Annotated in this window: 13 protein-coding genes and 2 pseudogenes; 3 read left to right on the forward strand and 12 right to left on the reverse strand. The window is 42.4% G+C overall.

The window, feature by feature from the left end:
* Nucleotides 1-123: 123 nt before the first annotated feature.
* A complete protein-coding gene (locus tag P3L37_RS19540; protein ID WP_235845272.1) occupies nucleotides 124-1,440 on the reverse strand; it encodes a hypothetical protein in 1,317 nt (438 codons plus the stop codon).
* A 746-nt stretch (nucleotides 1,441-2,186) separates the two neighbouring features.
* Between P3L37_RS19540 and P3L37_RS19545 the strand changes: the two genes are divergently transcribed.
* The gene (locus P3L37_RS19545) at nucleotides 2,187-2,708 is read left to right on the forward strand and encodes a hypothetical protein (RefSeq protein WP_082981272.1); all 522 of its coding nucleotides are present in this window, start codon (nucleotides 2,187-2,189) and stop codon (nucleotides 2,706-2,708) included.
* A gap of 65 nt (nucleotides 2,709-2,773) precedes the next feature.
* Here P3L37_RS19545 and P3L37_RS19550 read toward each other — a convergent pair whose 3' ends face one another.
* The 6 genes and pseudogenes from P3L37_RS19550 to P3L37_RS19575 form a co-directional block, all read right to left on the reverse strand.
* Entirely contained in the window at nucleotides 2,774-3,133 is a 360-nt protein-coding gene (locus tag P3L37_RS19550) for a DMT family transporter (RefSeq protein ID WP_082981271.1), read from the reverse strand.
* Nucleotides 3,127-4,062, reverse strand: a pseudogene (locus P3L37_RS19555) (IS3 family transposase); the annotation flags it as partial. The pseudogene P3L37_RS19555 and the gene P3L37_RS19550, both read right to left, overlap by 7 nt.
* Nucleotides 4,063-5,415 (reverse strand): IS110 family transposase, encoded by a 1,353-nt coding sequence (locus tag P3L37_RS19560; RefSeq protein ID WP_067424518.1) that lies wholly within the window; start codon nucleotides 5,413-5,415, stop codon nucleotides 4,063-4,065.
* Nucleotides 5,416-5,638: 223 nt separating this feature from the next.
* Nucleotides 5,639-5,887 (reverse strand): annotated as a pseudogene (locus tag P3L37_RS19565) (transposase); the annotation flags it as partial.
* On the reverse strand, nucleotides 5,868-6,548 hold the full coding sequence (locus P3L37_RS19570) for a DMT family transporter (RefSeq protein ID WP_082981380.1): 681 nt from the start codon (nucleotides 6,546-6,548) through the stop codon (nucleotides 5,868-5,870). The pseudogene P3L37_RS19565 and the gene P3L37_RS19570, both read right to left, overlap by 20 nt.
* A 41-nt stretch (nucleotides 6,549-6,589) precedes the next feature.
* Nucleotides 6,590-7,609, reverse strand: a complete 1,020-nt coding sequence (locus tag P3L37_RS19575) for an iron-containing redox enzyme family protein (RefSeq protein ID WP_206646384.1) — start codon at nucleotides 7,607-7,609, stop codon at nucleotides 6,590-6,592.
* A gap of 586 nt (nucleotides 7,610-8,195) precedes the next feature.
* On the opposite strand from P3L37_RS19575, the gene P3L37_RS19580 reads away from it, so the two are divergent.
* Complete coding sequence (locus P3L37_RS19580) at nucleotides 8,196-8,435, forward strand: DNA polymerase III subunit theta (protein WP_011039682.1); 240 nt, start codon at nucleotides 8,196-8,198, stop codon at nucleotides 8,433-8,435.
* 112 nt (nucleotides 8,436-8,547) lie between these two features.
* Here the strand turns inward: P3L37_RS19580 and umuC are convergent, their stop codons facing one another.
* The 4 genes from umuC to P3L37_RS19600 form a co-directional block, all read right to left on the reverse strand.
* Nucleotides 8,548-9,813: a translesion error-prone DNA polymerase V subunit UmuC gene (gene umuC / locus P3L37_RS19585; protein ID WP_067423932.1), complete on the reverse strand. Its 1,266-nt coding sequence runs from the start codon at nucleotides 9,811-9,813 to the stop codon at nucleotides 8,548-8,550.
* Nucleotides 9,813-10,229: a translesion error-prone DNA polymerase V autoproteolytic subunit gene (gene umuD, locus P3L37_RS19590; RefSeq protein ID WP_067423934.1), complete on the reverse strand. Its 417-nt coding sequence runs from the start codon at nucleotides 10,227-10,229 to the stop codon at nucleotides 9,813-9,815. Before umuD ends, umuC begins: the two co-directional genes overlap by 1 nt.
* 69 nt (nucleotides 10,230-10,298) lie before the next feature.
* On the reverse strand, nucleotides 10,299-10,649 hold the full coding sequence (locus tag P3L37_RS19595) for a hypothetical protein (RefSeq protein ID WP_011039679.1): 351 nt from the start codon (nucleotides 10,647-10,649) through the stop codon (nucleotides 10,299-10,301).
* Nucleotides 10,650-10,654: 5 nt separating this feature from the next.
* Nucleotides 10,655-11,365, reverse strand: coding sequence for a GntR family transcriptional regulator (locus tag P3L37_RS19600; RefSeq protein ID WP_272537174.1), 711 nt, complete (start codon nucleotides 11,363-11,365; stop codon nucleotides 10,655-10,657).
* A gap of 190 nt (nucleotides 11,366-11,555) precedes the next feature.
* On the opposite strand from P3L37_RS19600, the gene P3L37_RS19605 reads away from it, so the two are divergent.
* Nucleotides 11,556-12,236, forward strand: coding sequence for a helix-turn-helix transcriptional regulator (locus P3L37_RS19605; RefSeq protein ID WP_067423787.1), 681 nt, complete (start codon nucleotides 11,556-11,558; stop codon nucleotides 12,234-12,236).
* A 74-nt stretch (nucleotides 12,237-12,310) separates the two neighbouring features.
* On the opposite strand, the gene P3L37_RS19610 is transcribed toward P3L37_RS19605, so the two are convergent.
* Nucleotides 12,311-12,979, reverse strand: a complete 669-nt coding sequence (locus tag P3L37_RS19610; protein ID WP_272537173.1) for an FAD-binding oxidoreductase — start codon at nucleotides 12,977-12,979, stop codon at nucleotides 12,311-12,313.
* Between the last annotated feature and the right edge of the window lie 31 nt (nucleotides 12,980-13,010).

The following is a 13,010-nucleotide window of genomic DNA, read 5'->3' on the forward strand; positions in this document are numbered from 1 at the left end:
CTGATATTTTAACCGAGAGCAAGGCGTTATCGAAACTTAGTGACTTATTTTGCACCGGGTTATGAACAGATTTTGTGAATAAAATGACGACCAAAAAACTTGATTTAATTTTAAAGGTCATTATCACTTATCCAAATTTAAGCTGACGTGCAGGTCTACTGTCTCTTGGCAACCAGGGATGTAGTGCGGCCAGTCGATGGCGTTTGTACGCTTCATGACCACCTTTTCAAATCCGAACTGATCCGCAGTGAGGTCAACAATAAAGTTTCCGTCATCTGAACTGGCCTCACACCAGTAATGGCCGTGACGAGAGGATTGCGTGAATAACCCTCCATCAGTGTCACCGTCACCCCCACGGATACGAGTAGGAAATCCGCCACGGGTTAACATCGCGGCCAACATTAGGCTGGCATAAAGACAGGTTCCCTTGGTTGAAGCAACCTCACAATGTGTCAGCAATCCGTCAAGTATGAGCCGGGCTTTATGGGCAATATCTATCAGCTTAGGTGCGGCTGGTGGCATAGGTAAGTGATGTAGGCTCATGCGACAGCCCTCGCTCAACAAGCGCTGCACAGCAGCTTTAACCCGCAGGATAGTTGCTCGTTCAGCAATGGTGATGAATCCCTTAGCGTTGTGCTTGCGCTCAAAAATATCCTTTTCCTTTGCGGATATGTACGTCTTTTCCTGCGCCTCAACCAGTTTGGTTGCGAGCAGATCGGGATCGCGAGTGAAGGAAAAGGGGGCCGCACTGATCTGGCCGAGAGCTTGAGCCTCTGCGGAGACTTCAGGTAATGTCTTGGCAATCCTTGCATTCATCATTTTGGTTTCGATGTTGGCCCGAATGGCGTGCTGTTTTACGGTTAATTTTTTCATGGGAAATGTCCGCAAAGCGAAGTCCTTTTCCCACTGATTGATCACATTCTGCTCGAAGGCGATTTCGATGTGACTCGCGCCGTAGACCAGTGCGCGATTTTCCTCACCCATTTCGGCCAGCTTGGCATTGATGGCTTCACGAGTCTGTCGCTGTTTCTGGGTTAGCTTTCGCTTGTCGATGTTGCTGAGGTAGAACTCAAATTCCCAGGCGGAGATCACCGACTGAGCCAGTGCAAATTCAAGGAGCTTTCGACTGGCTGCTTTTGTGCCATCTTTTGAAATCCGATCTATGGCATTGAAAATTCCATTCGAACCTAGCGACATGAATTTATTGACGCAGCAATTACCAACCCGCGCCGTCTTGTTATTGGTTTTGTTTTTGATAACGCAGATCTTGATAATCGGCTGGTGTCCGCACAAACACTGATCGGCTATCTGAGCCCGGAATACTTGCTGCAATGACCATTCAATGCGAGCAGAATCCCAATCCTCAGCAGTGGACATTTCAGTAATGCGGCGAGTTAACTGGATATGCTTGTAGCCTTTCGTTTCGTTGATTTCACTCATTGTTTTTTCCGATCATTCAAATCGTTATCATTCCCTGTAGGGTATAGATTTTTGCAAATGAGGGTCAACGGAAAAGCGGGCTGTTTTGTTGTCCTTTTCTAGTAAACGATAAACGCGCTGACATTTGCATATATATGCAATGTGTTGGATCACCACAGTGTGTTTTTGAGCTAATTAAAAAGGGGTGACTTGCTAAAAGTCACCCCTGCACTGGATCCCCACCCAGACATGCAATACATCATATTCGTTTGCATTGAGATAAATCATACATGCATAAAAATCAGATTAAAGTATTTTTTCTCTCCGAAAATGCACAAAACTCATGTTGTGATTTTTCTGGTATTTAGTTCTAAATATTTGTTACTATTTTTCCGAGATTTAGCGCAAGTATATATTTGCTCAGTGATTGATTGCATTTTTGCATCGTTTGCCTGCATTTTTGCATTTTGTATATAAAAACAGCAAAAACCATAAAAGCCGCTCAAAAAACCAGTTTTTTAACTACGGAAATTGATCTACGTCAATTTAAGAAAAACCCAAGTTCTCAGAAAATGTTTAAAATAGGTGTTCCAGCCATAAAAATATATCGCTAACAAAAAATTGCATTTTTAACGCAAAAGTAGGTGCGCCATTTTTAAAATCTGTACATTCTATTTTGAATTTCTATGCATAATTTAAGTTAGGTGTCTTCGTTGGGTGTCCGGTCTCCCTTACAATTTAATTTTAACGGACAGAAGGATTTACAGATGAGTAAAGAGATTGACAGAGCGATTTCATCAGCGAACTTAAACGCCTATGGTTGGAAGATTGGAAACCACATTCATTCGACCCCATTCACCTCTCACGTTTTCTATATCCGAGATTACCGAGACAACCAAATACACTTAGTTACAGTCGGGCAGAAGGACTTTGACTCTGCCCGCGTTAACCAGAATATTCCTATCAGCTCACACGTTAATGCTATTGGCCAACTGATCAAAAAATGCAGTAAGAAGGGGATGTCGCAGAAGGATGCAGGGGGCTTTAGCTTAGCTCTGGTGGGTTACATTAAAAATACAGGTTCATATCGACAGTGGATCACTTACGCATCAGCAGATGAGCGCATGCACGTTGTAATAAACCTTTACGGACAAAAAAACGGTTTAATTATGCTTCGGCCATTCATTCTGAGTTACGATGAGTTGATGTTGACTCCGGCCGATGTAACGCAGTACACCGACCAAGTTAATTCGATGGATAAAAAACAACATCCTGAATGGTTTAAGTGACCTAAGCTCTGCCAAAAACAGAAACAGAGAGCAATGAGCTCTCTGTCTTTATTTAGTGCGTTGTATTATACAGACTTACTTGGTGTCGCTGTGATTGAGGATTTCTCTTTATTTTTACCTGAGCAGCAAACGATACCAAAGATAATCATAACCAGTGCTATTACATGATACAGATGAATTTGCTCATCTAATAGTACGATACTCAGTAAGCCACCTGAGACCGGGATAATGTGCGTGAAGATCTCACTCCTGGTTGTACCGATCATAGCAACACCTTTATTCCAGAATACGTAAGAAAGCCATGACGGGAAGATAACAAGATAGGCAACACCAAGAGCAGGGTAAATAGATGCATCCTCTGGCATTGATAGGGTGAGCGAATCCCTCGAGAAGAACAAAAAGGCTAGGTAGATCGGTATCAGCATAACTGTAGTGGCCAACAAAAATTGGTCACAGTTTTAGAGTTTTCCCAATATAATCGTTCTGATTCATTGGGCGTTAAGCCACCGTTATATTGATGAGGCCTAAGCTGACTATAATACCCGATGATATATCGTGTTATTTCTTGCTGTGCTTCTATAAAATTATGGTAGCCTAAAATGGGTACCCATTCTGTCTTTAAACTTCGAAAAAATCGCTCCATCGGTGCATTATCCCAGCAATTACCTCGCCGAGATAGACTTTGCTTTATCTGATAACGCCATAATAACTGGCGATATTGACGACTTGTATAATGACTTCCTTGATCTGAATGAAACAGGATATTTCTTGGCTTACCTCTTGATTCAAAAGCCATTGATAATGCTTTTCCCGTTAGTTGGCTATCGGGTGAAAATGACATCGCCCAACCAATGGATTTTCGAGCAAATAAATCCATCACAACAGCAAGATACATCCATCGGTTACCTGACCAAATATACGTTACATCACCCACCCAAACTTGGTTTGGCTCCGTGACTGCAAATTGACGTCCGAGATAATTCGGTATTTCAACGTGCTCTTGAGTCGCTTTTTTATATCGATGCTTTGGTGTTTGGCAACTCACTAAGCCAAGTAATTTCATTAATCTAGTTGCACGATAGCGCGTTAAAGGAACCTGTTTTGTATTCGATACAATGTCAGCAATAGTACGAGCACCAGCAGAACCGTGACTGCTTTCATGGGCTTCTCGAACAAGAGCCCGAAGCCGTATTTGTTCCACTGACGGTGTCTTTGAGCGATGACGCCAATATTGATAGCTACTGCGATGAACACTGAACACGTTACACAGCTGTTTTATACTAAAGCGCCGACTGAGTTTCTCGATCAGCGAGAATTGTTCAGAGAGTCCGACATCACCAACGCTGTAGCCTTCCTAAGAAACACATTCTTCTTTTGCCTGTAAAGTCATACCCATTCTCTCGGCTTGGCGTTTGAGATTTTTTAGTACCCTTTCTTTGTACCGCTCTTCGTAATATTCAGCGCCAGGATCTTTATACTTTGTGCCATATTTCATTGCATTGTAAAACAGTATAGCTATCTTTCTTGCAGTGGCAGTTACCGCTTTTGCTTTACCAATCCTAGATGAGAGCCTTCGATAAAATGCACCAAGGGCTGTATCTGAACGACCAACGGTCGTTGCTGCTAGCCTGAGATGAGCGACAACTCGATTATTACTCTTTCGGGAGTGAGAAGACATGACTTTACCACCACTAATTTTTGAGCCTGGGCATAATGTTAACCACGATGTAAAATGCTTTTCAGTCGGCCATTTATTCATATCTGTACCACACTCAGATATCAGTCGTAACGCAAGAAAAGGGCCTATGCCGTGAATTTGCGTGAGATCAGCCCCTATTAAACGATAAAGCTTTTCTCGCACATCAAATGTCATTGCGTTTGCCTGCTTTGCTCTGTGCTTTGGTTTGGGGATAGGCTCATCGGGTTCGCTCGAATTTATGCAAAGCCTATCGAGTACAGCTTCAATTTGTACATCACATTCATTTACTTGTCGCTGGTACACATCATACAAAATAATAGCTTGACGTAGAGCAAATAGATGTTCTGGCTGATAGTTACCTTTTAGGGCCGCACAAATTGTTTGTTCATCCGCTTTACAACGTGGATCTCTGAATTTTGCTAATATAGCTGGGTCGTGCTCGCCCGCAACGATGGCTCTTACAATCTTCATCCCCGTTACACCTGTGATATCAGAAACGACTATATGCAATTGAACGTTCATGAATGTGAGTGCTTTTTGCATATGTTGAATATGTGCTGCTGCATAATCCAACATACGTTCTCTGACTCGCATATATGTCCGAAGTTCAGCTATTGTAGCATCGGGTCTAAAACTGGCTTTTAGCAAACCACATGCATGAAGCCGCTGGATCCATTGTGCATCTCCCACATCAGTTTTCCTACCTGGTACTGCTCGGGTATCACGTGCGTTGGAAAGGACAACCTCAAAACCATGTTCTTCCAAAATTTCATACACAGGTACCCAGTATACGCCGGTCGACTCCATAGCGACGGTCGTTATTCTACATTTAGTTAACCAACGTGCCATGTTATGGATATCGCCAGTAAAAGCTTTAAACGTTTGAACGGATTTGTCACTGCGATCAGGAGGAACGGCGACAACATGAAAACGGCCACCTATATCTATACCCGCAGCATTAGGATTGATGACAGGAAGTGATTGGGATTTTGGTTTTAATTTTGACATAGTAACCTCGGCTCAATTGTGAATACCGGATGGGGAACTCGGATTAATCACTTTCCTAAACGGGGTCTATGCCACCAACATCGGGTCCGCAGATTTCCCTGGGTCAGGTTTTTTGACGGGATTTATGTCTCCAAAAGGCGTACGACCACTATCCGGTTAATTTAGAGTATAGATCTTTCTATGTTTCTAGTCAGATGGGGGATATCGCGAAATGTAGGCAGTTTTTTAAGATCTCATTATGCTCTTCAAGTTGCGCGATTTTCTTTTTTAATTCGCGAATTTCAACTTGCTCAGGCGTCATGGGTGACGCTTTCGGTGAAATACCTTTGCGTTCTAGCTTGAGTTGCCGAACCCATTTGTCCATCGTTGATTTACCTACGCCCATAGCGTTGGCGGCGTCGACCACGGAATAGTTTTGGTCAAGAACCAATTGAGCCGCTTCAAGTTTGAATTCAGCACTGAAAAGCCGTCTTATACGTTTTGTCATAAATGTCACCTATCTGTTTATGAGGTGATGATATCACCTCTGACTTGGTGACCAAATTAACTATGCCACTACAAACAGTTCCTATCAGCGAGCAGAAACTGACCAAGGAGGTATGCGTAATGCGTTTATCTTTCTTGCGTAACAAGGCGCAATAAAATGCCCAGCTGAGTGCGGAAATGATAGTCAGTACATCTCCAACTCCGAACGATGCAAACTGTGACTCGCCATTGACATCAGAGAGGGCTAGATAAATAACTCCAATAGTGCTGACAACGGCCCCAATCACGTTTCGTTTCGAAATATGCTCTTTGAAGAATAGGAAGTTAATGATCAGAACCAAGCAGGGGGTGGCGGAAATGTATATTGCGGCATTAAGTGAACTTGTGTACTGCAAGCCGATATAGAGCGTCAGTGGGAAGCTTACTTGGCCTAATAATGAAAACAGAGAGTTTATTGCTAGGTTCTCTGTAAGTAGGTGCCAGTCTTTTCGTATCACCCTCCAATACAGAGAGAACATTAACAGCGATGTAAATCCCCATCGTAGAATACTCAGCAGGTAAGGGTCGATATAGCCAACCAGTAAATGTCCTGCCACGTAATTACCGCCCCAGAAAATAGCGGCTAATGTTAGTAATAAATATGCCATTCGTTATCCAAAGTGGCCTTTCGGCCACTTGTTATTATAGGTTAAATCTTTTTAATTTGTGATAAAAGATTGTCGTAATATCGTTCAGCTGTTTGAAGCCTTAAGATACTTCCTAAGTAAAACTCTTTTTTGGAATCAGGGTGCTGATCTGTAATAACTTTAATTACTTTATACAGCCAATCTTCGCCATGTTTAACATCGATCGTGATGTGCTCCGAATAGTAGTGGAAGTCACGGTCAGTCAGGCCTAGTCGAGAACACCCTTTGATTAACTTAGAGTATTGCGGTGGATCGAGCAACTCAGTCATTGCCATGACACCTAACAGCTTGTAGTAATGGCTTCGATTCACACAACCCAGCAGGAATGCGTTATGCCCTGTAAGTGCATCAGCACCATACAGGTCGATGTAGTGGTTTTCCGGTAATTGAATACCTTGCCTTTCAAGGACGTTTTTGTAGAGGTTTACGTGCGTGAAGTAGTTATCACCATGTCCAATTTCATCCCAGATATTTTCACTGATAGTGCCTCTAGTCTCCGGCATCGCACCAATCAGCGTGTGAGAAACCAGGTCGAAGAAAATCAGGTTCAGAGCGCTATCGCTTTTGAGAAATAAATAGAGTTGCTCAGCCGTGGCATCTTTTTCCAGATATTCGAATAATGGATGATGGGATGCTGCGTGCCCTTGCCAGACATTGACGAGGAATTCTGCAAAATTGTCGTCTTGCCAACAGTTACTGGTGTGGCCTGCGAACTCAGCAGACAGCCACTTGGCTTCAATTTTTCGCCTGATTACAGATATCACTTCGTCATGCTGAAGTGACGCGGGAATTGATAAGGGATAACAGAGGTTAATTTGGTAAATCATGAACAGCGCGTTTTGCACTACTTTCAGTGCTTCCGGCATGGATTTGTCATATGCATCGGATAGGATGCCGTCAATGTCTTCAGTGAGTCCTTGAGACAGAGTCAGATCGTGATTGTTGATGTAGAAAGTAAGGTGTTGTGTAAACCCGTAACCGTCACCTTCAAAAGATGATATTACTTCCTTATTGCTAAACATAGAAACCTCATCAAGTATCAGGAAAAGGCAGTCTAAACAGACACTACAGGACTTTAGTGGCGAAATGTGCGCTTTCGATCGGTAGGTCTAACATTTGATACTCCTTACTGCATTTCGTGACAAAAAGACTTGTAAATCCGTCACTTCTGTCAACATAGTGCATATCTGCCAGAGAACCTTGCGTACATGTTTAAGAATCATGAACAAACTACCACTGGTGACGATGTTTGAACGACACGGCTCCGATAATGACGACATGACAATGAGCCCCTGTTTTGCAGGTTATTAACACCGAAGTCCATTTGAAGGAAATGCTGACTTTTTTTGGTCTCCCAACAAAGGAATGTACAGAAATAACCTATATAAAACAATGCGTTATTAAGTCACGTTTAACATAATGATGATTATGCGTATCGCGTTAACAATTTTAACATTTGGCTTTTTTTTGAGTTGGGATTTCATTTTGTTCAGAATTTTCTGGAACCTCTAAATCAACATCTATCGTCACGTTATTATTCAATATGCATGGATTTATTTTTAAAGGTATCTATGATCGACAAATCGAGAGTTGAATGTTAGGAAAGTCATGGGACACAATCTGGCGGATTTACCAAAAGAAAAAATGGACAAGGTTAACGTAGATCTTGCTGCATCAGGTGTTGCATATAAGGAAAGATTGAATAAGCAGGTGCTTGATGTGCAAGTGGAGCAAGAACAACCTGAACATCTTAGAAAATATTTTCGAGAGAGACTGACGCATTATCGAAAGCAATCAGAAAACCTACCAGGGCCTGGTTATTATGAGGTATTAGATCCAAAAGTTTAGGACATATTTATTGTGATAATTAATAAAATCAAATATTTGTGATAAGTGAAAGCCTGTTATTATGGTTGTAGGCGCTTGAATCATTCTGGTTTTAGCATTTGCAAGCACCCTTTCAACGCACCTTAGCAATAGGGATCTCGTTGACGTTTGTTGTGTATTCAGGAGACAACATTCCCCGCCTCATTTGCCAGGTAGGATCGCAACCCTTTCCTGCAAAGCCAATGTTGAATTTTCCCGACCGGTTCATGTCATCCAGCATTCGCATGAGCTCTTCACTTCTTTTGAATGGCTGTACTTCATTAAATAAATCGAACTGAGTTATCTTGGAATCGGTGAAGTCCGACAACATAATTCCGGCTTTGTGATACTGGTGGCCGTCTCGCCAAATTGCATTCAACGCCCTGACTGCGGCATTGATAATATCCCGCGTATCGGCGCTGGGATACACCAAGCGCTCGATGGCACGATTGCTGTACATTGAGCCGGGAGAATAGTGGCTGGTACTCACAAACACGGAGACCACACTGCACAGCTGGTCTTCTTCTCTTAACTTCATGCTAGCTCGCTCAGCGTAGCTGCATACCGCCTGGTGCATATCATCATACCGCTCAACTTTCTTACCGAACGATTTAGACGAGATGATCTGCTCCTTAACTTTCCGGACTTCCTCCAATTCGATACAAGCGTCCCCGTTAAGCTCCCGCACGGTCCTTTCAACAACAACCCCAAAGGTTTTTCTGATCATCGCAATATCAGCGTCGGCCAAGTCTAAAATGGTATGAATACCCATGACCTTTAACTTCGCGGCGATGCGCCTTCCAACTCCCCACACATCACCCACCGGTAATAACGCCATCAATTTTCTTTGTCGCGTTTTTTGGCTCAAATCCACCACCCCGCCCGTTTTTGACCAGGACTTAGCCGCGTGATTAGCCAGTTTTGCGAGCGTTTTTGTGGGGCCAAAGCCTACGCCTACCGGGACGTGAGTGATCTGTAATATGTCTTGCTGTATCGCGCGACCAAAATCTTCAAGGCTTGAGTTAGGTATTCTGTCCGGCACAGTTAGAAAGGCCTCATCAATTGAATACACTTCCATACCGATTGAGAAGCCAGCTAATACAGACATAACACGGTCAGACACGTTTTGATAAAGCGAATAATTTGAACTAAACACCTGAACATTATGATATTTAAAGAAGTTGATATTCTCAAAGTACAGCGCCCCCATTTTGATGCCCAGGGCTTTTGCTTCTTTTGAGCGCGATATGACAATGTGATCATTATTTGCCAACACAACGATAGGTAAACCTGCAAGCCGTGGGTTAAATGCCGCCTCACACGAACAGTAGAACGAATTAATATCTGCGAGACACAGCATCACAATGCCTTGTGAATTATGTACGTCACTACACCAAAAAGATTAAACTCTGAACCGGACGGGATTGGGATCGGTGAAAAGTCAGGGTTCATCGGAATGAGTGCTGGAAATGGTGTTTTTTGGAGTTGTTTCACTGTAAATTCACCATCAATAGAAGCGATGACAATATTTCCATCATTGGCCTGAAGACTGCTATCGACGATAACGATATCTCCATCACTGATGTTGGCATCAATCATGGATGTACCAGACACTCTCAAGAAATAGCTTCCTGCCGGATGTGTTATTAATAATTCATTTAAGTCTATGTTATTTTTTGAATAATCCGAGGCTGGGGACGGGAATCCTGCGGGGATTAGAGCCTCGAAAAAAGGCAGTTTTATGCCCGCTGGTAATTCACATAATGAAAAATGCATAACGCCACCTTCTTTGATACTGTAAATATATACAGTATTATTATTCAGAGGCGAATGATTGTCTAGTAACTATTTTTTGATGGTATTTTGGTAATGAACATACTCACGATGCAGAAGTATTATAACCCCGCCCACCACAAAGCCTGAAATACTGCCCTGATATCCTTCCGGTGGGTGATAGCCGGTGATGATTGCGAGTAAAATACACGGAATACCAACCAATATAACCAGTGCTCTCACGAACTTCTGCCTGCCTGCTACCATTACAAATGCTAAGCCAAGGATGAAACCAAGAAATGTCGTCGCATCAACGCCCTCGTTTACAAGCTGAACTGCGGTTAATGCGACAATAAATATTGCGATGAATAACTTGTTTTTTTGGCTTAGGTACAAGTAACGGATGAATTCGAGTAACTGCATTAAACTTAACCCTTCCCGTGAATATCCATATACAATTTTAAGCCACTGTCGATGGAATTGGTGAAAATTTGAATGACACTGTCTGCATTCCTACTGAGCAGCGCATCACGCAAAGGAAAATAGTATTTAGGCCAATCTTCTAGTGATGTGGTTCCATAAAGAAAGTGGAAGCTAGGTCCAACACTGACCCAGAGCTGGGTAATCAACGCCATAAGTTCAGGAGAATTAGAGAGTGAAAACATGCGCAACCTCAACGCCCAGTGTAGCTGAACGGCAGTTTGAATTTCCCCGGACAAGTGAGCCACTTCAAGATCTCGAGTCAGTTCCACAAGCGAGCCAAGATCGTCATCAGACATGATATTGATTGAGCGAGTGATCGCGGGCAACTCCAATAACTTCCGGATGCCCATCAATTCAATAAGGCGGTCTGGTTGAATTTTGGGAACCAGAAATGCATGCGAAGGTGAAACATCCAGCGCCCCATATGAAGAAAGCCTGACCAATGCCTCTCGGACAGGGGTGATGCTCATATTTAACGAATTCGCAATGTCTTTGGTGACCACCTTTTGTCCTGGCGCAAGAAACCCCAATATAAGGGCACATTTTAGGCGGTTTTCAACTTGCTGGGTTAAGCTGATCCTACGCGGAGGTTTTGCATTTAATGAGGAAAGAACCCGATCTGAAATATCACTTAATTTAAATTTTTTTTTATTCATAACAACATATTCCGTGGTGTTTTATGCCTAACAAAGTATTGATAGGAATAATTAATTAGAATTGAATCTTATTGAAAAAGCAATTTAAAGAAGTAAACATATCTTTCATGTCATACGGTCGTGATGCTTTCAGGCTTGAAGCCGAGTATCCTATGGGCTGGGACTGAGGTAATCGAGAGAGGTGGTGAAAGTGAAGGGGTTGATCGATTGTAAGGATATGGAGATTATAGAACAAATTCATAGCATAACGGATTCGCTAGGAAGCAAGGGATTCTCCTATGCTGTTAAGCCTAAGAGCAAACAGCAAAACCCATCTATTGTTTCAAACTTCCCTCAGCACTGGAAAAACAAGTATGAAAAACTATCATTTCATCACATCGATCCTATCATGGTCTACGCTCAAAAAAGTATACTTCCTTTTCACTGGGTGGATGTAGGAAGTAAACCATTTTTGGATGTGAGGAATGTTAGGGTATCCAAGCATGTAATTCCTGGTGTTTTGAATGGGTACACCATCCCCTTACATGACCATATGGATAACGTTATTGCTTTTAGTGTTTGGGGTGAAAAGCAACAACTAGAAATGATGGAGAACGACAAACGCCTTAATGATGACGTATACAGAAGAATTCTTATCCTTCATGAAAGCACATTGCAAAAATACAACCAGTGCCCAGAAGATAAATTGCAGATCCTCAGCGCTAGAGAGCTACAGGTTTTAAATCTGGTAAGTCGAGGTAAAACCTATAGCGAAGTCTCAAATAGATTATCCATTTCAGAGAATACAGTTAAATTTCACGTCAAAAACATATTAACAAAACTAAATTCAAGTAATATGAAACAGGCCATCGCGGCTATGAGAGGATGGTAACCGTTTAGAAATTCAATACCTATGCTAAGTAAAGAGATATAATGCATCGACGAGGTAATTTTAATTGCATAATATCAAAAGGAATCACTATATACGCGAGTGACATTTGCACCGAACCGAGAGCAGATAACCTGCCTGATAAGCAAGCACTCCCTCCTTTTTCCTACCAAATAAACATCGTAGTTTGCAATGGCAGGATGTTCTTTTATTTTATTTTTCAATGTATTAATCACACTCTTGTTTGTTCCCTCTCCTTTAGGGAAGTGAAGTAAATTTACTGAAAATCGTTCTGGTAGAGACTCCAACATGTCCCTTTCATAAAAGTCCTTTTCGGTTTGAGTAATCCAGTAAAAGCTTACTTTTCTGTTCGTGTCATTAGATGCTTCAGTAAGCAATATAGAGCGGGCATAAGAATACCCCGAGCCAAATGCCAGAATGATGATTGGTCTATAGGTATCTAACCGCAACCAAGCATTCCCCATAGGACCGGCAACGCTGACTTTATCACCGACTTGTAGTTTTGACAGAAAACTATCAGGTTTTCCTGTGTCTGCAATATGTAGTTCGATTGTTTGGCCTACCCTTTCAGGAGAGGCTATTGAAAAGTACCCAGAGCGGCCGCACTCCAAAGTTACATGGATGAACTGACCTGATATATAATTCAATTCCGTATCAAAAAACATCCCAACTCGGCATATGTAAGAATTTAAGTTGCTCACACTGGATATGCTAGCAGTCGTCATTTCAACCTCACAGCTTAGGCTGGGATTACCC

The sequence above is a fragment of the Providencia sp. PROV114 genome (genome assembly GCF_032704305.1).
GTDB lineage: Bacteria > Pseudomonadota > Gammaproteobacteria > Enterobacterales > Enterobacteriaceae > Providencia > Providencia rettgeri.

Excerpts from the sequence above, each read along its gene's own strand:
- P3L37_RS19580 (WP_011039682.1), top strand. The coding sequence starts at position 8,196 with ATGGGACACAATCTGGCGGATTTACCAAAAGAAAAAATGGACAAGGTT.
- P3L37_RS19570 (WP_082981380.1), bottom strand. The coding sequence starts at position 6,548 with ATGGCATATTTATTACTAACATTAGCCGCTATTTTCTGGGGCGGTAAT.
- P3L37_RS19540 (WP_235845272.1), bottom strand. The coding sequence starts at position 1,440 with ATGAGTGAAATCAACGAAACGAAAGGCTACAAGCATATCCAGTTAACT.
- P3L37_RS19550 (WP_082981271.1), bottom strand. The coding sequence starts at position 3,133 with ATGCTGATACCGATCTACCTAGCCTTTTTGTTCTTCTCGAGGGATTCG.
- P3L37_RS19575 (WP_206646384.1), bottom strand. The coding sequence starts at position 7,609 with ATGTTTAGCAATAAGGAAGTAATATCATCTTTTGAAGGTGACGGTTAC.
- P3L37_RS19610 (WP_272537173.1), bottom strand. The coding sequence starts at position 12,979 with ATGACGACTGCTAGCATATCCAGTGTGAGCAACTTAAATTCTTACATA.
- umuD (WP_067423934.1), bottom strand. The coding sequence starts at position 10,229 with ATGCATTTTTCATTATGTGAATTACCAGCGGGCATAAAACTGCCTTTT.
- P3L37_RS19560 (WP_067424518.1), bottom strand. The coding sequence starts at position 5,415 with ATGTCAAAATTAAAACCAAAATCCCAATCACTTCCTGTCATCAATCCT.
- P3L37_RS19545 (WP_082981272.1), top strand. The coding sequence starts at position 2,187 with ATGAGTAAAGAGATTGACAGAGCGATTTCATCAGCGAACTTAAACGCC.
- P3L37_RS19600 (WP_272537174.1), bottom strand. The coding sequence starts at position 11,365 with ATGAATAAAAAAAAATTTAAATTAAGTGATATTTCAGATCGGGTTCTT.
- umuC (WP_067423932.1), bottom strand. The coding sequence starts at position 9,813 with ATGCTGTGTCTCGCAGATATTAATTCGTTCTACTGTTCGTGTGAGGCG.
- P3L37_RS19595 (WP_011039679.1), bottom strand. The coding sequence starts at position 10,649 with ATGCAGTTACTCGAATTCATCCGTTACTTGTACCTAAGCCAAAAAAAC.